Here is a 20,513-nt window from a genome sequence, read left to right as displayed (position 1 = left end):
CAGGCTCGCATGCTCCCCCACCACGGAGCGCCGCTCATGAGTCTTCAGCAGTTCATCGCCTTCGATCAGCAATTAAGCGACCTGCTCGCCTCGCCACCCAGCCCCGACGCTCAACTGCCCTGGCTGAGTGCGCGCCAACGTTACTTTGCGGACCTGGCCCAGTACTGGCTCGACACGGACGTCACCGGCCAGACCCGCCAGGCGAGAATGACGGCCGTGCTACGTGAACAGATGCTGGCGCAGATCACGCTGCGCGTCGGCGATCACACCTTGGGCTCGAACCACGCTGAACTGATGGAAACCTGCATACGTCTGCCGTTGCCCTGGCAGCGTCAGCACCTGGGCCGCGCGGCGCGTCCGCAGGTGTACCGGCCCGTGCTGGACATCGGCACGCCCAGTTGGCGCAGCTACCTGCCCGGTGCTTTCGTCATCGTCGAGGGAGGCCCCGAGGGCCGCATGCCCGATCCGCAACAACCCAGCGAGTACGCGCTGCTGTGCAGCCTGTCCCATGGCATCGAGGCGTTCGATGGCCTGGCAGAACTGCATGCCGAGCTGTGCGAGCGGCTGGACGATCCGCAACAGAGCCAGCCACTGATGCGGCATATGGCCAGCGACCGCGACCGGGATCTGGCGCTCAATGCCGAGCGTCTGCGCTACGAATGGTTCAGCGAGGATCTGGTGCTGGCCCAGGCACAGGTCCTGATCGACGGGCAACGCACACGGTTGACCCAGGTGTGGGAAGAACTCGCCCAGCGCGATCCGCTCGACCACGCGCAGTTGGCGAGCCGACTGCAACAGACGGTCGACCTGCTGCCCTGGGCCGGCAGTCAGTCGGCACTGCAGACACGCTACGGCCTGCTGCTGGAGCGCAACTCACCCGCCTGGCTGAAGAATGCCTCGCCCCAGGCCCTGACCCACATCATGCAGACCTTGCAGGAGTTGGTGATCGCCATCGACCGGGCGGCGGCACCGGGCATCCTCAGCCACGAACAATTCCTCGATCAGAACGCCCTGAGCACCTGGACATGCCAGCAACTACGCGACCGATTGCGCCATCAGTACCAATTCGATGTCGATCCGTTGGAGATTCATGTGAGCGTGACCTTGGCGCGACAACGCGGCCCCGTCATGCATCCAGGCCTGACCAGCGGCTACATTCCCGCCGCCAGCAGGCCGCAGGTGGGCGATACCATCGAACTGGTGCCACGCACCTACCGCCTCGACGAGCTGGCCGCGCTCAACGTCGCCTGGCTCGACGTAGACTATTGGCTGACGGCACGCGTTCATCGCAAGGACGGCAGCTCCATCCCCGAGATTACTGCCGGGCAGGTCAAGCAACTGGTGCGCGAGTTGAACGTGGGCGAAAGCTACAGCCAGTACCTGCGTCTGCACCTGCTGGACTCGCCAGCCGGACAGTGGCGGCAGGAGCGCCATGTCGCCATCAACCAGGCACGCATGCAGGCCGAGGCGGCCAAGGCGCGCTATGCCGGCCACTACCTGGAGGATCCGTTCGAGCGCGGTTACGCCTGGAGTCGCACCGTCATCGATCATCCCGCCAGCGCTCAACGCAGCGCGCTGGGTCATCGAATGAAAGTGCGCCAATGGATGATCGACAACCACACGGTAATGGGCGTGCTTCTGATCACACCCGAGATCACCGGCCTGCAGCGCTTCGTGGTGTACACCCCAGACGCCCCGGATCGCCGCGCCTGGCGCGAATACCGCAATGCCCGGCATTTGCTGCGCACGCTGCGTGAAAAGCCGGCGTTGCGCGATTACCTCAAGGAGCGACTTCCCTTGGCCGACTCCGCGGCCATTGAACGCGCGGTACTCAACGGGCGACTCGGACATCGCGTGAACACGCCGGAGATCGTCGGTGATTTCCAGCAGGCACGCTACCGGGCCGAAGTGCATGCAGCACTGGCAATGGTGGATGCCAGTACCCATACCAAACTGGAACTGCTGGGCGAGTTCAGCCTGCATGTGCTGTGGGTCACGCTCGACCTGATCAGCCTGGTGCTACCCAACCGCGCCCTGACTCCCCTGTCGTTCGCACGCGCGGCACTCTCGGTATTCGACATGGCCAAAGCCTACCGCGAGGACGACCGTGTCAGCGCGCTTAAGCACTTCGTCGAAGCCTTCACCCATGTCAACGACGCCATCAACAGCATCGGCGGCTCGACCGTGGTTCGCCGTGCGATCCGCGGCATGCCCCCGACGCCACCGCTGAGGCTGCCGCCCGCACTGGCCCTGAAAGTCGACACCAGCAAGCTGCGTTATCGGGTTGACGGTGTCCACAAAGAAGGTATCTACGAACAGGCCTCAGCCTATCCGGGAATGACCTTCTATTTCGTCAAGGACTCGGCCGGCCGCACCTATCAGGTCGCCTTCGACGGTTACCGCTGGCGGGTGCTCGACCCGCGTCAGCCCGACGCCTACACCAAGGTGCCCATCAAGCGCCGCGAGGATGGCGAATGGGTCGTGGACTCGCCGGTGTTGTGGTACGACGGTTTGCCGGATCTGCAAGCACTGCTCGACGACTGTCGCCTCGCCGAAGTGCCCAGCGGCCTGCGCGAAGCGTCGGCCGTAGGCCTGCACCGCGCAGGCGACAGGCTTTACCTACTGGCCGGCAAGCACGCCTTGCCGTTACGGGCTCATCTGCTAAGCGACCACTATCACCTGCTGATGCGCAGCGAGCCGGGCGCTGCGGTGAAGCCCTGGGCGATCCTGCGCTGGAAAGACCGGCAATGGCGCATTCGCGTGCGCCAGGCCGGGCGCAGCAGCGACTGGCTGGCGCTGCCGCCCGCCTACTCGGTAAGCCTTGGCAGACGTTGATCCAGCCGCTGATACAGCGCGCTGCGGGTCGGCCAGTTGCGCAGCAGCCGCGCGCGGTCGCGGGCGAAGGCCGGGGCGAAACTGAGCTGGGTGGCGTGCTGGGTCATGGCGTCGAGGTCGATCAGCGACCACTGGCCGTCCTGCCAGAACAGGTTGTGGCCTTTGAAATCGCCATGGCTGATGCGCTCGGCGATCAGCCGCTGCATCAGCTCGATCAGCGCCTGTACCTGTTCTTCGGGCGCCTCGCCGCTCTCGACGAAGGGCGCGAAACAGGCGCTCAAGTCAGGGCCATCGGCGTATTCGGTAATCAGGTAGGCTATGCTGCGCAACCCCATCACGCGCCGTTCGAGCACCGCCAGCGGGCGCGGCGTGGGGATGTCGAGGAAGGTCAGGCGATTGCCTTCGATCCAGGAATGCCAGGCCCGGCTCGGGCGCCAGAAACGCTTGAACCAGTGGGCGGTGTTCTTGATGTTGTAGCGCTTGAGCACCAGGGTACGGCCGCCGACGTCCACGCGCGCGACGCTGGCTGCGCCGCCGGTCTTGTACAAGTGGCCCTGGTCGATCAGCGCATCGGCTTGCGCCAGCGCCGGGGCAAGGGCTGCGACTGCCTCGCGGCGAATCGCCTGTAGCCCTGACAGGCTGCGCTGCACGCTGAACAGGCTGCAGTCGCGCCCGGCCTTGTCCAGGTAATCCTTCAGGCGCCAGGTGCGCACTTTGTCGATCTGCTTTTGCAGTGCCTCCAGCGGCAGCGCATGCTCGGCGTTGGCCAGCAGGTAATGCACCAGGGCTTCTTCGATGAACGGCTGCAAGCGCTTGGGCAACTGAGCGAAGAACACCCCGAGGTTTTCCAGCACGCGCTGACGCGACAACTGCTGGCCCGGCGTCTCGGCCTTGATCCCGGCGCCGTCGATCAGGTACAGGCGACCGTCGTGGCGCAGCAGGTTGTCCAGGTGCAGGTCTTCCTGCCACAGGCCGTTGGCGTGCATCTGCGCCACCGCCGTCAACGCTTCGCCGAGTACGGCATGTTGCTCATCGGCAAGCATCGGCAGGTGCTCGACCTTGGCCCAGGCAGCACCCAGGCTTTCGGCGTGCTCCAGGAACTCGAACAGCAGCCAGCCGCCTTCGCCGTCTTTCAGGCCATCAGCCAGCAGGCGCGGTGTGACCAGGCCCTGGGCGGCCAGTAGGCGCACGCCGTTCAGTTCGCGTTGGAAGTGTCGCGCGGCGTTGCCGCCCACCAGCAACTTGGCCAGCACCGGCGTACCGCGCCACAGGCCGGCGCCAACGTAACGCTGGCCGGGCAGCACGCGCAGCAGGCTGAACAGCTGCAGTTCGGCACTGCCAGCGGCATCCTCGAGGACCACGTTCAAGGGTAGGCTCGGGCTGCGCCCGGCGCTCTTCAATTCGGACAGGCGCATCAACGGGCCTCTTTTTCACGACGGCGTTTGCTCAGACGCTGCAACCAGCCGGCCACCGACGGGCTCGCGGCCGGCTGCGTCAGGTAGACCGCGAGCAGATGGCGCAAGTCCGCCTCGCTCCATACCGGCGCACGACGCAGCAGCGGCTCCAGGTCCTTGAGCCGGTCACGGCGACCGAGCAGCAGCGGCCGAGTTTTTTCCAGGTCGATCAATTGCGCCTGCCAACCTTCCCGGCGCTCGCGCAGGAAAATGTGCTTGGGGTAGAAACAGCCATGCACCTGACGGGCGCCGTGCAGCGTACGCGCCAGTTCGCCACAGGCACCGAGAATGCCCTGGCGTTGCGCGGGATCGAGCTGCGGCCATTGCAGCAGCAGGCTGTCCAGGTCGCGCCACTCGTCCAGCGCACGGGTCATCAGGATCGCCCGATGCTGGCCACCTTGCTTGCGCTCACCGTAGAACACCGCCTGCAAAGCCGGGATGCCGAGCGCCTGATAGCGCTGGATATTGCGAAATTCGCGAGCGAAGGTGGGCTCGCCCAACGGCCGGTGCAGGGTGTGGGTGAGGTAGTCGCTCTGGCGCTTGAGGTAATAGCCCTTGCCCTCGAGTTCCAGGCGAAACACGCTGCTCCAACCGCCGCGCCCGGTGTTGGGCTCGTCAACGGCCTCCAGTTGCAGCGCCCACAGCGCCTCGAAATCGTCGAGGCCATGGCGTTGCAGCAGCGCCGCTTCGGCGCTGGCCAGGTAATCGGTCATTCCCTTCCCTCGAAAAAGCTCACCACCTGACGGACACGCCGCTTATCGCGCGCGTTGAGTCGGGTGTGCCCGCGGTACTGCAGGTAGAAACGCAGACGCTGGGTCGCGGACAGGTGATATTTGGCCACCTTATCCAGGCAGGCCAGGTCCTTGATCAGTCGATGACGCAGCATGAACCCGCGCCAGAAGTCACCGGTCGGGCAGTCGATGAAGAACACCGTCGCCTGGTCGTCCACCAGCAGATTGCGCCACTTCAGGTCGTTGTGAGCGAAGTGATGGTCATGCATCACCCGGGTGTGACGGGCCAGTTGGCGACTGACGTGATCGACCCAGGCACGATCGGCCAGGCGCGGATCATTGCGATCGGCCAGTGCCGACAGGTCCTCAGTGCGCGGTAGCTCGCGGGTAATCATCGCTCCACGACCGAATGACAGGCCGTTGCGCTCCAGCCCCCAGGCCACCACTTCAGCGGTGGGAATGCCCCACTTGGCGAACTGTTTGAGGTTCTGCCATTCGGCCTTGATACGAGGCCGTCCGAAGAAGCGGCGCATGTGCTTGCCGGCCCCAGTGTAGCGCTTGACGTAATAGTTGACGCCCTCGCGCTCGACGCGGATGACCTCGCTGAGCGGGTCGCGGGTCAGGCGTTCGCCTTCCAAGGCGAACACCGCCTCGAGGCTGCCGAAGTCGGCGGCCAGCCACGCGTAGTCCGGCGCCAGTGTCCAACTCGCCATCAGAGCGCATCCCCATAGCGTTGCTTGCGGTCGTAGAGTTTGCGCGCCTTGCGCTCCAGCCAGGCGAGCAACGCGGCTTCCTCGGCCAGCACCTGGCGCAGCGGGCGCTGGAAGTAGCCTTTGAGAAAGCGCAGTTTGTCGCGACGCGTCAGGCCGATGTCCAGTGCCGAAAAGTACAGGGCGGCCAGGTCCTTGTTGCGCCAGCGACGGGTGATTGTGGCGCGGGTCTGTGCGCGGTGCAGGTCGATGACCGACAGTTTGAAGTCTTGCGCCGTCACCGGGCGGTCGGTGTGCAGCAGGAAGTGGCAGATGTAGCAGTCGCGGTGGTTGACCCCGGCGCGGTGCATGGTGCCGGTCATCTTCGCCACTTCGGCGATGAGGGCGCGCTTGAGCGCCGGTGGCGGCGGCTGACGGCGCCAGTCGAGGCTGAAGTCTTCCAGGCTGACGGTAGGCGCCAGTTCTTCGGTGACGATGAACGAATGTTGGGTCGCAGGATTGGCGCCGCGCTCGCCATAGGCCACCGCGGTCATGGTCGGCACCCCGGCTTGATGCAGGCGTTCGATGGCTCGCCATTCCTGGCCGGCACCCAGCACCGGCAGCTTGGCGCTGAACAGGTTCTTGAAGATCTCGCCCCAGCCGATGCCGCGGTGAATCTTCACGAAGTAGCCCGCGCCGGCCACCTCGGTGCGCAGGGTCCGACGCCCTTCCAGTTCGCGGTATACCTCGCCCTGCAAGGCCTCGACGGCCTCGAAGGGATCGCGCCCGGCCCACAGGCGCTTGAACGGTTCGGCCAGCATCAGTTTCATGCGCGCTCCTGGAGAATCACGTCGGCGGCGTGCTGCGGCATGCTGTACAGGTCGGCCGTGGCGGCGAAGGCCAGGCCATTGCGCGCCCAGTCGGCACGCGCCTGAGGGTCGTCGAGCATGCGCTGCAGGTAGGCGTCGAGCTGCGGCTGCTCGAACGGCTCGTCGAGCACCAGGCCGCTGTCGGCCTCGGCGATGTAATGGGCATAACCGCACACCTGCGAGACCAACACCGGCAGGCCAGCCACCAGCGCTTCGAGCAGCACCGTGCCGGTGTTCTCGTTGTAGGCCGGATGGATCAGCAGGTCGGCACCGAGCAGGAAGCGCGGAATGTCGCTGCGCCCTTTGAGGAACTGCACCTGATCGCCCAGGCCAAGGGTAGCGCTCTGCAACTGGAACACCTTGGGGTCGTCCTGGCCGATGACCATCAGCCGAGCGCGCTTGCGCAGGTTCGCCGGCAGCGCGGCCAGGGCCTTGAGGCTGCGGTCCACGCCCTTGGTCTTGAAGCCCGAACCGATCTGCACCAGCAGCAGGTCGTCCTCGCCCAGGCCGAATTCCTGGCGAAACGCCGCGCGGATGTCTGCTGCGTTGGCCGGCGCCCGGCGGTCCTGGGAAATACCTGGCGGCAGCAGATGGAAACGCTCGAGGGGCGTGCCGTAGTGCTTGATGAACAGCGGCTGCTGCACTTCGGAGATCATCAGGATTTCCGTGTTGGCGTGCGGGTCGAACACCGCGCGCTCGTACTCGGCGAAGTGCCGGTAGCGGCCCCAGCGCCGGTACAGGCCGCCGCGCAGGGTCTGGGCCTTGTCTTCGAAGCAGCCGTCGGCGGCGTAGTACACGTCCAGCCCCGGCATCTTGTTGAAACCGATCAGCCGGTCGACCGGCTCTCTGGCCAGGTCCTCGGCCATCCAGGCACTGAGCTTCTCGTTGCGCCGGTGATTGGACAGCGCCTTGACCGGCGCCACCCGCACGTCGAAGCCCGGTGGCACATCACCTTCCCAGATCAGCGTGTAGACACGGATCTGGTGGCCACGCTGCTGGCACTCCAGGGCGATGCGCATGAAGTCGCGCTGCAGGCCACCGAAGGGGAAATATTTGTAAAGCACGAAAGCCAGTTGCATCAACGAACATCCTCAGCCAGCAGCAGCGCGCTCAAGCGGCTCGCCACATGCTCGGGATTCAGGCGAGTGAAGCACAACGGCCACTCGCGTTTGAGATCGAACCGGCGCAGGTCCTCGGCGCTCGGTTTGTAGGTGCACTTCTTCTGCAGGCAGGGGGCGCAGGGGAAGTCGCTGGCCTGATGGATTTGCGCGCGTCCGTAGGCGCCGGTCAGGCCAGGGTTGGTCGGGCCGAACAGGGAGATGGTCGGCACATCCAGCGCGGCGGCCAGGTGGCCGAGGCCGGTGTCCACCGCGACGCAGGCCTTGGCCGCCGCCAGAATGCGGGCCACGCCTGCCAGGTTCAACTTGGGCAGTACCTGGCAGTGCTCCAAGCCCTGGGCGATGCGCTCGGCGCGCGCCTGTTCGGCGGCGTTGCCCCAGGGCAGTACCACCTTCATGCGACGCCGCCCCATGCGCTCGGCCAGCTCACGCCAGTAGGCCTCAGGCCAGTGTTTGGTGGCCCAGGTGGTGCCATGCAGAAACACCACATAGGGGGCGGTGGGCGGCAGTTGCAGGCGTTTGAGGTCCAGGCCGTACTGGCCGAGCCCCTCGGGCAGGTCATAGGCCAGGGCCAGGGCGAACAGTTGGCGCACACGCTCCACCGCATGCTGACCCACGGCCACAGACAGACGCCGGTCGTAGAATCGGCTGGCCAGGCCTTCGCGCGCCGAATAGCGATCGAGCCCAGCCACCGGCGCCTTGATCAGACGCGTCAGCCAGGCCGACTTGACCAGCCCCTGGGCGTCGATCACCAGGTCGTAACGGCGCTCGCGCACGCGCTGCTTGAAAGCCTTCCATTCGCCGCTCTTGAGGGTCTGCCAGAGGTTCTTGCGCCAGCGCCGAATGGCCACCGGGATAACCTGGTCCACCGCCGGGTGCCAGCTGGGAATCTCAGCGAAGCCCTCCTCCACCACCCAGTCGAAGCGGATGCCGGGGACGGCGTGGGCCGCATCGGTGAGGGCTGGCAAGGTGTGGATCACGTCGCCCAGTGACGAGGTCTTGATGATCAGTACCCGCACTTAGTCGACCTCGACACGGGTATCGATCAGGCCCGGCGCGGCCAGCCCGTGCAGGGCAGCGATGACCTTCTGCGGCTCGAGCAGGCGCAGGCAGTTGTAGTGCCCGAAGCGGCAGGTACGGTCGAAACAAGGGCTGCATTCGATGCCGGTGCGCACCACTTCGACCTGATCGGCCAGCGGCGGCGTGAAGCCCGGCGAGGTGGAGCCGTAGACCGCCACCAGCGGGCGATTCAGGGCGGCGGCGACGTGCATCAGGCCGGAGTCATTGGACACCACGGCATCGGCGCAGGACATCAGGTCAATGGCCTCGGCCAGCGAGGTGTCGCCGGCCAGGTTGCACGACTCTTCGCGCAGCCCTGGGATCAGGCGCTCGCGGATCTGCTCGCCGACCGGGTGATCGTTCTTCGAGCCGAACAACCACACTTGCCAGCCCTGGCGAATCATCGCCTCGGCCACGGCGGCATAGTGCTCCACCGGCCAGCGCTTGGCCTCGCCGAATTCGGCGCCCGGACACAGTGCCAGCACTGGACGGTCGAGCTGCAGGCCGAACTTGGCCAGCGCAGCCTCTCGGCTGGCGGCTTCGATGCGCAAGCTCGGACGTGGATAGGGTTGCGGCAATTCGGCGCCCGGCTCGAAGGCCAGGGCCATGAAGCGCTCGATCATCAACGGGTAGCGCGCTTTGTCGAGCTTGCGCACGTCGTTGAGCAGCAGGTAGCGCATCTCGCCGCGCCAGCCGGTGCGCTTGGGGATGTCGGCGAACCACGGCACCAGCGCCGACTTCAGCGAATTGGGCAGCAGGATGGCCTGGTCGTACTGGCCGGCCAGCGATTTGCCGATACGTCGCCGCGTGGCCAGCTCGAGCGCACCGTGGCCGAGCGGGAAGCTCAAGGCCTGGCGCACCTCGGGCATGCGTTCGAGGATCGGCCGGCTCCACTCGGGGGCCAGCACGTCGATCACGCATTCGGGATGACGTTGGCGCAGGCACTGGAACAGGGTCTGTGCCATCACCATGTCGCCGACCCAGCTGGGTCCGATGATCAGTATTCTCATGCTTTATCCAGAAACAGTCGGGGAGGCTGCAGGCTGCGTTTCAACCTGGCCTCCCCTCTTTATATTCAGGCTATTTGGCGGACAGTGTATCACCGGTGCTGCGCCATGGACCTTCGCGCCTGACAGGGCGCCCCGGCTACAGGCCCAGCTCGCTCCAGATCCGCCGCACCTGGCGACGCTCATCGACGAACTGTCCGGCATCGATCACCCCGGCCTGCTTCTGCAGTGCCTGGCGGTGCGAGGCCGAGCGGAAGGTCTTGTACACCTCGCGCAGCAGCACGGCGTCTGCGGCGGACATCAACCCGGCCTGTTCGAGCTCTTCCAGAATGCGGATGTTATCGGTCCAGCGCAGCAGGGCCGGGTGCTCGTGGGACCAGGCCAAAGCGGCGTATTGCACCATAAATTCGATGTCCACGATACCACCGGCATCCTGCTTGATATCGAACGGCTGGCCCGGCTCGAAGGCGTTGTCGGCGGTGCCGGCGACCGTCGCCTTGCTGCCCAGGCTGGCGCGCATCTTGGCGCGCATCTCGCTCACCTGCGCGCGCAGCGTGTCCAGCTCGCGGGGCTTGCCCAGCACCGCCGCGCGCACGCGTTCGAAGGCGGCGCCCACCTGCGGGCAGCCCACCAGCACCCGGGCGCGCACCAGGGCCTGGTGCTCCCAGGTCCAGGCTTCCTGCTGCTGGTAGCGCTCGAAGGCCCCCAGCGAGCTGACCAGCAACCCCGACGCACCGGAGGGGCGCAGGCGCATGTCAACGTCGTAGAGCTGGCCGGAGTTGGTCTGGGTGGTCAGCAGATGAATGATGCGCTGGCCCAGGCGGGTGAAGAACTGCGCGCCGTCGATGGGCTTGGCGCCGTCGGTCTCGGCATTGGCGTCGCCGTCGTGGATGAACACCAGGTCAAGGTCCGAGCCGTGCCCCAGTTCGATACCGCCGACCTTGCCGTAGCCGACGATGATGAAGCTCGGCGCGCACAGGCTGCCGTCGCTGCGCTTGGGTTGACCGTGGCGGGCCACGGTATGACGCCAGGCCAGGGCCAGCACTTGGTCGAGAATGGCTTCGGCGAGCCAGGTCAGGTAGTCGCTGACCTTCATCAGCGGCAGGTTGCCGCTGATTTCCGAGGCCGCTACGCGCAGGCTGTGGGCCAGCTTGAAATGCCGCAGCGCCTCCATTTGCTGCTCCAGGTCGTCCTCGGGAATGCGGGTCAGACGCTCACGCAACTCCGAGGCCAACTCCGGCGCCAGCGGCGGACTGAACAGCCGCCCTTCGTTGAGCAATTCGTCGAGCAACAGCGGGAAACGGGCGATCTGCTCGGCGATCCAGGGACTGGCCGCGCACAGCGTCAGCAGGCGGCGCAGTGCCCCTGGGTTCTCACTGAGCAGCACCAGGTAGGCCGAACGCCGCGCCACCGCTTCGACCAGCGGCAGCACGCGCTCGAGCACCAGGTCCGGATCCTGGTGCTCGACGGTCTGCGCCAGCAAGCGCGGGATGAAGGCATCCAGACGCTCGCGACCGAGGCGCTGCATCGAGCGCAGCGATGGACTGGTGCGCAGCACCGAAAGGCGCCGCAACGCTTCGCCGGCCTGCTTGAAACCGGCCTCCTCGAGCTGCCGGCTGGCAGCCTCCTCGTCCTGGGCCTGCTCCCACAACGGCGACCACTCACCCCCGACCACCAGCTCGCCTTCACCCTCTTCATCGTCGGGGTCGGCGATCACTTGGCGGAAGTGCCAGTCGACGCGACCGCGCCAATGCATCAATTGCGCGTGGAAGGCGTCCCAGTCGGCGAAGCCGAGCATATAGGCGATGCGAGCGCGGTCCAGCTCGGCGTCCGGCAGCATCTGTGTCTGCCGGTCGGCGATGGCCTGGATGGCGTGCTCGGTATAGCGCAGGAAGCGGTAGCCATCGCGCAGCTCGCTGACCACCGCCGGCGGCAGGTAGCCCTGGCCTTCCAAGGTGGCGAGAACGTTCAGCAACGGGCGCTGCTGCAGGCTCAGGTCACGCCCGCCGTGAATCAACTGGAACGCCTGGGCGATGAACTCCACCTCGCGGATGCCGCCCGCGCCGAGCTTGATGTTGTCGGCCATGCCCTTGCGCCGCACCTCCTGCTGGATCAGTTGCTTCATGGTGCGCAGCGCCTCGATGGCGGAGAAGTCCAGGTAGCGGCGATAGACGAAGGGCCGGAGCATGTCCTGCAACTGCGCGCCGGCCTGCTGATCGCCCGCCACCACCCGCGCCTTGATCATCGCGTAGCGCTCCCAGTCCCGCCCCTGGTCCTGGTAGTACTGCTCCAGGGCATTGAACGACAGCACCAGGGCGCCGGCCGAGCCGTAGGGGCGCAAGCGCATGTCGACACGGAACACGAAGCCGTCGACGGTGACCGGGTCCAGCGCCTTGATCAGCCGCTGGCCCAGGCGGGTGAAGAACGCCTGGTTGTCCAGTGCCCGCTTGACGCCCTCGGTCTCGCCGCCTTCCGGGAAAGCGAAGATCAGGTCGATGTCCGAGGACAGGTTCAGCTCCACCGCGCCCAGCTTGCCCATGCCCAGCACCACCATGTGCTGGGGCTGGCCGCTGCGGCTGCCGATGGGCGTGCCGAACTGCTGGCAGTGACGCGGGTACAGCCACTGGTAGGCTTCGTCGATCGAGGCGTCGGCCAGGTCCGAGAGGTCGCGGCAGGTCTCGCCGAGGTCGGCCTGACGGCTGAGGTCGCGCCAGATGATCCGCACCTGCTGGCGGTTGCGCGCACGGCGCAGGTTGCGCGCCAGCTCGTCTTCGCTCTGCGCCGCGTCGGCCGCTGCCTTTATATGGCTGCGTAATTGTCCGGGGGCATAACCCTGCGCCAACTCACCGCGTGCGACCAGCTCCAGCAGCATGCCCGGCTCGCGCTGCACCTGCTCGAGCACGAACTCGCTGGCGGCAGCGACCTGGTCGAACTGAGCCCAGTGGGCATCGCTCAAGACGGCAGGGTCGAGGTCGGGGTGTGCCGCCAGGGCCTCGCGCAGGAATTGGCGGTTACGGGCGACCAGCGGTTGCAAGGCGGCGGGCAGATCGGACGGCAAAGGCAGGCGCATGGTCTATCCTTGATCGGCGTGAAAGGAGGGTAGTCGCGGTGGAGGGGGAGAAGCGCCACGGTTGGACTGTCATACAAAAGTGGTAAATAGCTGAAAAATACGAATCATTGGTACGATTCATCAGCAAACCTCGCACTAGCGTGCAAATCCAACCACGAGGAACGATTTTCTCCACAACCCGGAAGGCGGCCACATGCCGCATTCCTGTAGTGTTACTACTCCCATGTATGCTCAAAAGCATGAAATGCCGAAGCATTTGTAGTAAAACTACACGGCGCCGGAAGACGCTCCGGCAAATCCAAGAATTCACGACGTCTGCCCAAAAGGCCAGTCGCAAACTCAGGCTTCCGATTCTGGTTGCCTTTCCGCCCTGGAGCAAGCCATGCAAGACCTCGATCCTATCGAAACCCAGGAATGGCTGGATGCCCTGGAGTCGGTCCTCGACAAAGAAGGCGAAGACCGCGCTCATTACCTGATGACCCGTATGGGCGAGCTGGCCACCCGCAGTGGTTCGCAGCTGCCCTATGCCATCACCACGCCATACCGCAACACCATCCCTGTCACCCACGAAGCACGCATGCCTGGCGACCTGTTCATGGAACGCCGCATTCGCTCGATGGTGCGTTGGAACGCTCTGGCCATGGTCATGCGTACCAACCTGAAGGATTCGGACCTGGGCGGACACATCTCGAGCTTCGCCTCCAGCGCCACCCTGTACGACATCGGCTTCAACTACTTCTTCCAGGCCCCGACCGAAGAACACGGCGGCGACCTGATCTTCTTCCAGGGCCATGCCTCCCCCGGCATCTACGCCCGCGCCTTCCTCGAAGGTCGCATCAACGAAGACCAGATGAACAACTTCCGCCAGGAAGTGGACGGCAATGGCCTGTCCTCCTACCCGCACCCCTGGCTGATGCCTGACTTCTGGCAGTTCCCGACCGTATCCATGGGCTTGGGTCCGATCCAGGCCATCTACCAGGCACGCTTCATGAAGTACCTGGAAGCCCGTGGCTTCATCCCGGCCGGCAAGCAGAAAGTCTGGTGCTTCATGGGCGACGGCGAGTGCGACGAGCCGGAATCCCTGGGCGCGATCTCCCTGGCCGGCCGTGAGAAGCTGGACAACCTGATCTTCGTCATCAACTGCAACCTGCAGCGCCTCGACGGCCCTGTGCGCGGCAACGGCAAGATCATCCAGGAACTCGAAGGCGTGTTCCGTGGCGGTGGTTGGAACGTCAACAAGGTGGTCTGGGGTCGCTTCTGGGACCCACTGCTGGCCAAGGACACCAACGGTGCCCTGCAGCGCCGCATGGACGAAGTCATCGACGGCGAATACCAGAACTACAAGGCCAAAGACGGCGCCTACGTGCGCGAGCACTTCTTCAACACCCCAGAGCTCAAGGCCATGGTCGAAGACCTGTCCGACGACGAGATCTGGAAGCTCAACCGTGGCGGCCACGACCCGTACAAGGTGTATGCGGCCTACCACCAAGCGGTGAACCACAAGGAACAGCCGACCGTCATCCTGGCCAAGACCATCAAGGGTTATGGCACCGGTGCCGGTGAAGCCAAGAACACCGCGCACAACACCAAGAAGGTCGACGTCGACAGCCTGCGCAAATTCCGCGACCGCTTCGACATCCCGGTCAAGGACGCCGAGCTCGAGAACCTGCCGTTCTTCAAGCCTGAGGAAGGCTCCGCCGAAGCCAAGTACCTGGCCGAGCGTCGCGCCGCCCTGGGTGGCTTCGTGCCGCAGCGTCGCGCCAAGAGCTTCAGCGTGCCGACCCCGCCACTGGAAACGCTCAAAGCGATCCTGGACGGCTCGGGCGACCGCGAAATCTCCACCACCATGGCCTTCGTGCGTATTCTGGCGCAGCTGGTCAAGGACAAGGAAATCGGCCAGCGCATCGTGCCGATCATCCCGGACGAAGCCCGTACCTTCGGTATGGAAGGCATGTTCCGTCAGCTGGGCATCTACTCCTCGGTCGGTCAGCTCTACGAGCCTGTCGATAAAGACCAGGTGATGTTCTACCGCGAGGACAAGAAGGGCCAGATCCTCGAGGAAGGCATCAACGAAGCCGGCGCCATGTCGTCGTTCATCGCTGCCGGCACCTCGTACAGCTGCCACAACCAGCCGATGCTGCCGTTCTACATCTTCTACTCGATGTTCGGCTTCCAGCGTATCGGCGACCTGGCCTGGGCCGCTGGCGACAGCCGCACCCGTGGCTTCCTGATCGGCGGTACCGCCGGCCGTACCACCCTCAACGGTGAAGGCCTGCAGCACGAAGACGGTCACAGCCACATGATGGCGGGCACCATCCCGAACTGCCGCACCTACGATCCGACCTACGGCTACGAGCTGGCGGTGATCATCCAGGACGGCATGAAGAAGATGACCGAAGAGCAACAGGACATCTTCTACTACATCACCGTGATGAACGAATCCTACCAGCAGCCTGCCATTCCGGCCGGTGCCGAGGAAGGCATCATCAAGGGCATGTACCTGCTCGAAGAAGACACCCGCGACGCCGCACACCACGTGCAGTTGATGGGCTCGGGCACCATCCTGCGCGAAGTGCGCGAAGCAGCGAAGATCCTGCGTGAAGAGTTCAACGTCGGTGCCGACGTGTGGAGCGTCACCAGCTTCAACGAACTGCGTCGCGACGGCCTGGCCGTGGAACGCGCCAACCGCCTCAAGCCTGGCCAGAAGCCACAGCAGACCTACGTCGAGCAGTGCCTGAGCGGCCGCAAAGGGCCGGTCATCGCCTCCACCGACTACATGAAGCTGTTCGCCGAGCAGATCCGCCAGTGGGTGCCGAGCAAAGAGTTCAAGGTCCTGGGTACCGACGGTTACGGTCGCAGCGACAGCCGCAAGAAGCTGCGTCACTTCTTCGAAGTCGACCGCCACTTCGTGGTGCTGGCTGCCCTGGAAGCCCTGGCTGACCGCGGCGAGATCGAACCCAAGGTTGTGGCTGACGCCATCGTCAAGTTCGGCATCGATCCGGACAAGCGCAACCCACTGGACTGCTGAGGAGTATTTTTAAGTGAGCGAACTCATTCGCGTACCTGACATCGGCAGCGGTGAAGGTGAAATCATCGAGCTGTTCGTCAAGGTCGGCGACCGTATCGAGGCCGACCAGAGCCTGCTGACCCTGGAGTCGGACAAGGCCTCCATGGAAATTCCAGCGCCCAAGGCTGGCGTGGTCAAGGAACTGAAGGTCAAGCTGGGCGACCGCCTGAAAGAAGGCGACGAACTGCTGGTGCTGGAAGCCTCAGGCGCCGCTGCGGCGCCTGAGGCGGCCGCCGCCGAAGAAAAACCTGCAGCGGCCCCTGCGGCTGCCGAGAAGCCGGCCGAACAGGCCGCTCCAGCGCCGGCGGCTGCCCCTGCGGCAGCCAGCGTGCAGGACATCCACGTGCCGGACATCGGCTCGTCGGGCAAGGCCAAGATCATCGAAGTGCTGGTCAAGGCGGGCGACACCGTCGAAGCCGACCAGTCGCTGATCACCCTGGAGTCGGACAAAGCGTCCATGGAGATCCCTTCCCCCGCCGCTGGCGTGGTCAAGGAAGTGATCGCCAAGCTGGACGACGAAGTCGGCACCGGTGACCTGATCCTCAAGCTGGAAGTGGCCGGTGCTGCGCCGGCAGCCGCTGCGGCCCCGGCCGAAGCACCCGCTGCCGCCAAGACCGAAGCCGCCCCAGCCGCAGCGCCCGCGCCTGCCGCTGCCCAAGCGGCGGCACCTGCGCCGGCTGCCAGCGCACCTGCCGCTGCCAGCAACGCCAAGGTCCACGCCGGCCCGGCCGTGCGTCAGTTGGCCCGTGAATTCGGTGTCGAGCTGGGCGCCGTCAGCCCGACCGGGCCGCACGGCCGCATCCTCAAGGAAGACGTGCAGGTCTACGTCAAGGCGATGATGCAGAAAGCCAAGGAAGCGCCTGCCGCAGGCGGCGCGACCGGCGGTGCTGGCATCCCACCGATCCCGGTCGTGGACTTCAGCAAGTTCGGCGAAGTCGAAGAAGTCGCCCTGACCCGTCTGATGCAGGTCGGCGCCGCCAACCTGCACCGCAGCTGGCTGAACGTGCCCCACGTGACCCAGTTCGATTCGGCCGACATCACCGAGCTGGAAGCCTTCCGCGTTGCGCAGAAGGCCGTGGCGGAAAAGGCCGGCGTCAAGCTGACCGTGCTGCCGCTGCTGCTCAAGGCGTGCGCCCACTTGCTCAAGGAGCTGCCGGACTTCAACAGTTCGCTGGCGCCGAGCGGCAAGGCCATCATCCGCAAGAAGTACGTCAACGTCGGCTTCGCCGTGGACACCCCGGACGGCCTGCTGGTCCCCGTGATCAAGAACGTCGACCAGAAGAGCCTGCTGCAACTGGCTGGCGAAGCGGCCGCACTGGCCGAGAAGGCGCGCAACAAGAAGCTGTCGTCCGACGACATGCAGGGCGCCTGCTTCACCATCTCCAGCCTCGGTCACATTGGCGGCACCGGCTTCACGCCGATCGTCAACGCACCGGAAGTGGCGATCCTCGGCGTGTCCAAGGCCACCATCCAGCCGGTCTGGGACGGCAAGGCCTTCCAGCCCAAGCTGATGCTGCCGCTGTCGCTGTCCTACGATCACCGGGTGATCAACGGTGCCGCCGCCGCGCGCTTCACCAAGCGCCTGAGCGACCTGCTGGCCGACATCCGCACCCTGCTGCTGTAACGCAGCAACCGCCTCCCCTCGCTGGGGAGGCGGGCATCGATTTCGAGCTGCCACGCTCGTACCTCAACCCCGCCATGTTCTGGCGGGGCTTTTTTTGCAGGCTGTCCATGCGGCCCCGTGCTTCAGATTCCTGCGCCCCCGCCGATAACCCGACAAAGCCCGTATTATGGCCGCTTGCCAGCTCAGGGGACATGATGCACCCTTGCTCAACGCGTCGTCGCACCTCTGCGGCAGTCCGCGCCAACCGCCTTGTTCAAGCGAGTTCTCGATGAATAGCCAACCCGATGTCGCCAGCTGTGTGGCGGCCGAGGTCGTGACGCAGTTACCCGTGCCTTCGCGGCTCGGCATGCTGCGTTACGAGCGGCTGAACGAAGCGAGCTGGGCGATGCTGTACCTGGATCCGGCCTGCGACCGCCAGTTCGGCCTGCCCGCCGCCGAGCTCTGCGCGCTGGTCGGCTCGCCCTACGCCAGCCTCATGGAACCCGAGGCGCGTTATCAGTTGCACGACGAGATCCAGCGCCAACTGGCCCGGCGCAAGCACTACCGGGTGCGCTACACCTTGCACGGTGCTCGCGGTCCGCTGCGCGTGCTCGAAGTCGGCGAAGCCTATGCCCAGCACAACCGTCAATTGCTGCGCGGCTACCTGACGGTGCTCGACGATCAGGTCGAAGACCTCTCGACCCAGGATGCCAACGCTCTGGAGTCGCGCAACAGCCACCTGCAATTGGCCCTGCAGCTCAACCAGCGCGCCCAGCAGGAACAACTCGAACACCTGGAGCGGGTCCGCGCCCAGCAGGACCTGATCCTGCGCCTGGCGCGCCAGCGCTACAGTGCCAGCAACTCGCTGCTCGAAGCCGCCGAGCTGATCACCCGCAGCGCCTGCGAGATCTATCGACTCGACTGCGCGAGCATCTGGTACCTCAACGAACAGCGCCTGGAGCCGATCACCGCTTGGTATCAGGGCGAACAGGCCCACCGCCTACCGCAGCCGATCGACGCCAGCCATTACCCCGACTACCTCGAGGCGCTGCACGCCAGCCGCGCCATCGACGCGCACAATGCCAGTCACGACCCGCGCACCCGCGATCTGGTGCAAGGCCTGTCGAACACCCTCGACAACGCCATGCTCGATGCCAGCATCCGTGTCGACGGTCAGGTGGTCGGCGTGCTGTGCCTGGAGCAGACCGGCCAGCCGCGCGCCTGGCAATCCGACGAGATCGCCTTCGCCGGCGAGCTGGCCGATCAGTTCGCCCAGGTCATCACCAACCACAACCGGCGCACCGCCACCAGTGCCTTGCACCTGTTCCAGCGCGCGGTGGAACAGAGCGCCAGTGCCTTCCTGCTGGTCAACCGCGACGGCGTGGTGGAGTACGTCAATCCCAGCTTCACCGCCATCACCCAGTACAGCACCGAGGAAGTCCAAGGCCACCACCTGGCCGAACTGCCCGCGCTGGAGAACCTCAGTCAACTGATCTTCGACCCACCCTCCAGCCTGGCCGCCGGCAACAGTTGGCAGGGCGAGTTCAAGAGCCGGCGCAAGAGCCTGGAGCCCTACTGGGGACAACTGTCGATTTCCAGGGTGTACGGCGACAACCGCGAGCTGACCCACTACATCGGCATCTACGAAGACGTCACCCAGACTAAGCTCGCCCAGCAGCGTATCGAGCGGCTGGCCTATACCGACAACCTCACCAGCCTCGGTAACCGCCCAGCGTTCATCCGCAGCCTCGATGAACGCTTCGCCCGCGAGGGCAGCATTCCCATCTGCCTGCTGCTGGTGGACATCGACAACTTCAAGCGCATCAACGACAGCCTCGGCCATCAGACCGGCGACAAGCTGCTGATCAGCCTCGCCCGGCGCCTGCGCAACAGCCTGAACAGCGGCGGCAGCCTGGCGCGCTTCGCCAGCAACGAGTTCGCCGTGCTGCTCGACGACACCAGCCTGGAAGACGGTCAGGCCGTGGCCCTGCAACTGCTGCGCACCCTCGACAAACCGATGTTCGTCGACAACCAGTTGATCAACGTCACCGCCTCCGTGGGCCTGGCCTGCGCACCGCTGCACGGCGCCGATCCGCAGACCCTGATGAAGAACGCCGGTCTGGCGCTGCACAAGGCCAAGGCCAACGGCAAGCATCAGGTGCAGATCTTCACCGAAGTGCTGAACGCCGAGGCCAGCTACAAGCTGTTCGTGGAGAACAACCTGCGCCGCGCGCTGACCCAGAACGAACTGGAAGTGTTCTACCAACCCAAGCTGTGCCTACGCAGCGGGCGTCTGCTGGGGCTCGAAGCGTTGCTGCGCTGGAACCACCCGGAACGCGGCATGATCCGCCCGGACCAGTTCATCAGCGTGGCCGAGGAAACCGGGCTGATCATCCCCATCGGCAAGTGGGTGGTGCGCCAGTCCTGCCGCATGAGCCAGGAGCTGCGCGAGGCCGGGTTGGGCAACCTGCACGTGGCGATCAACCTGTCGCCCAAGCAGTTCTCCGATCCCGAGCTGGTCAGCTCGATTGGCACCATCCTCAAGGAAGAAGCCCTGCCCTCGCATCTGCTGGAGCTGGAGTTGACCGAAGGGCTGCTGCTGGAGGCCACCGAGGACACGCGGCGCCAGTTGGACGAACTCAAGCAGTTGGGGCTGACCCTGGCCATGGATGACTTCGGCACCGGTTATTCGTCACTGAGCTACCTGAAGAAGTTTCCCATCGACATCATCAAGATCGATCGCAGCTTCATCAGCGAGATCCCGGCCAACCAGGACGACATGGAAATCACCTCAGCGGTGGTGGCCATGGCCCACAACCTCAAGCTCAAGGTGGTCGCCGAAGGCATCGAGACGTCCGAGCAACTGGCCTTCCTGCGTCGCCACCGTTGCGATGTCGGCCAGGGCTACCTGTTCGACCGGCCGATCCCCGGCCGCGAGCTGGTCGACAAGCTCAAGCGCTACCCACGCGGTCCGGTGGCCTGACAGCCGCTCAAAGCTCGGGCACTATAGG

The 20,513-nt window shown here is 65.3% G+C and carries 12 protein-coding genes; 4 read left to right on the top strand and 8 right to left on the bottom strand.

Annotated features, from left to right (window positions below; genetic code table 11):
• Positions 1–36: 36 nt before the first annotated feature.
• A complete protein-coding gene (locus GKC70_RS01995; RefSeq protein WP_342650302.1) occupies positions 37–2,835 on the top strand; it encodes a DUF6543 domain-containing protein in 2,799 nt (932 codons plus the stop codon).
• On the opposite strand, the gene GKC70_RS01990 is transcribed toward GKC70_RS01995, so the two are convergent.
• The 8 genes from GKC70_RS01990 to glnE all read right to left on the bottom strand — a co-directional run bounded on the left by GKC70_RS01990 (position 2,808) and on the right by glnE (position 12,832).
• Positions 2,808–4,250, bottom strand: a complete 1,443-nt coding sequence (locus tag GKC70_RS01990) for a lipopolysaccharide kinase InaA family protein (RefSeq protein ID WP_342650301.1) — start codon at positions 4,248–4,250, stop codon at positions 2,808–2,810. The two genes, GKC70_RS01995 and GKC70_RS01990, sit on opposite strands and share 28 nt — an antisense overlap.
• Positions 4,250–5,002: a lipopolysaccharide kinase InaA family protein gene (locus GKC70_RS01985; RefSeq protein ID WP_342650300.1), complete on the bottom strand. Its 753-nt coding sequence runs from the start codon at positions 5,000–5,002 to the stop codon at positions 4,250–4,252. The genes GKC70_RS01990 and GKC70_RS01985 overlap by 1 nt, the downstream gene beginning before the upstream one ends.
• On the bottom strand, positions 4,999–5,733 hold the full coding sequence (locus GKC70_RS01980) for a lipopolysaccharide kinase InaA family protein (protein ID WP_342650299.1): 735 nt from the start codon (positions 5,731–5,733) through the stop codon (positions 4,999–5,001). Before GKC70_RS01980 ends, GKC70_RS01985 begins: the two co-directional genes overlap by 4 nt.
• Entirely contained in the window at positions 5,733–6,539 is an 807-nt protein-coding gene (rfaP, locus tag GKC70_RS01975) for a lipopolysaccharide core heptose(I) kinase RfaP (RefSeq protein WP_039581242.1), read from the bottom strand. The genes GKC70_RS01980 and rfaP overlap by 1 nt, the downstream gene beginning before the upstream one ends.
• A complete protein-coding gene (locus GKC70_RS01970; RefSeq protein WP_342650298.1) occupies positions 6,536–7,657 on the bottom strand; it encodes a glycosyltransferase family 4 protein in 1,122 nt (373 codons plus the stop codon). Before GKC70_RS01970 ends, rfaP begins: the two co-directional genes overlap by 4 nt.
• A complete protein-coding gene (gene waaC, locus GKC70_RS01965) occupies positions 7,657–8,715 on the bottom strand; it encodes a lipopolysaccharide heptosyltransferase I (RefSeq protein ID WP_342650297.1) in 1,059 nt (352 codons plus the stop codon). Before waaC ends, GKC70_RS01970 begins: the two co-directional genes overlap by 1 nt.
• Complete coding sequence (waaF, locus tag GKC70_RS01960; RefSeq protein WP_342650296.1) at positions 8,716–9,765, bottom strand: lipopolysaccharide heptosyltransferase II; 1,050 nt, start codon at positions 9,763–9,765, stop codon at positions 8,716–8,718.
• Between the two features lie 136 nt (positions 9,766–9,901).
• On the bottom strand, positions 9,902–12,832 hold the full coding sequence (gene glnE, locus GKC70_RS01955) for a bifunctional [glutamate--ammonia ligase]-adenylyl-L-tyrosine phosphorylase/[glutamate--ammonia-ligase] adenylyltransferase (RefSeq protein WP_342650295.1): 2,931 nt from the start codon (positions 12,830–12,832) through the stop codon (positions 9,902–9,904).
• A gap of 382 nt (positions 12,833–13,214) precedes the next feature.
• Between glnE and aceE the strand changes: the two genes are divergently transcribed.
• The 3 genes from aceE to GKC70_RS01940 all read left to right on the top strand — a co-directional run bounded on the left by aceE (position 13,215) and on the right by GKC70_RS01940 (position 20,485).
• Positions 13,215–15,860, top strand: coding sequence for a pyruvate dehydrogenase (acetyl-transferring), homodimeric type (gene aceE / locus GKC70_RS01950; RefSeq protein WP_304485319.1), 2,646 nt, complete (start codon positions 13,215–13,217; stop codon positions 15,858–15,860).
• Between the two features lie 13 nt (positions 15,861–15,873).
• On the top strand, positions 15,874–17,523 hold the full coding sequence (gene aceF, locus GKC70_RS01945) for a dihydrolipoyllysine-residue acetyltransferase (RefSeq protein WP_342650294.1): 1,650 nt from the start codon (positions 15,874–15,876) through the stop codon (positions 17,521–17,523).
• 268 nt (positions 17,524–17,791) lie between these two features.
• A complete protein-coding gene (locus GKC70_RS01940; RefSeq protein WP_342650293.1) occupies positions 17,792–20,485 on the top strand; it encodes an EAL domain-containing protein in 2,694 nt (897 codons plus the stop codon).
• Positions 20,486–20,513 lie beyond the last annotated feature (28 nt).

The organism is Pseudomonas sp. REB1044, assembly GCF_038813925.1.
Taxonomy (GTDB): Bacteria; Pseudomonadota; Gammaproteobacteria; order Pseudomonadales; family Pseudomonadaceae; genus Aquipseudomonas; species Aquipseudomonas boreofloridensis.
Note: the sequence above shows the minus strand (reverse complement) of the source record. Positions and strands in the feature narration are given on the sequence as shown.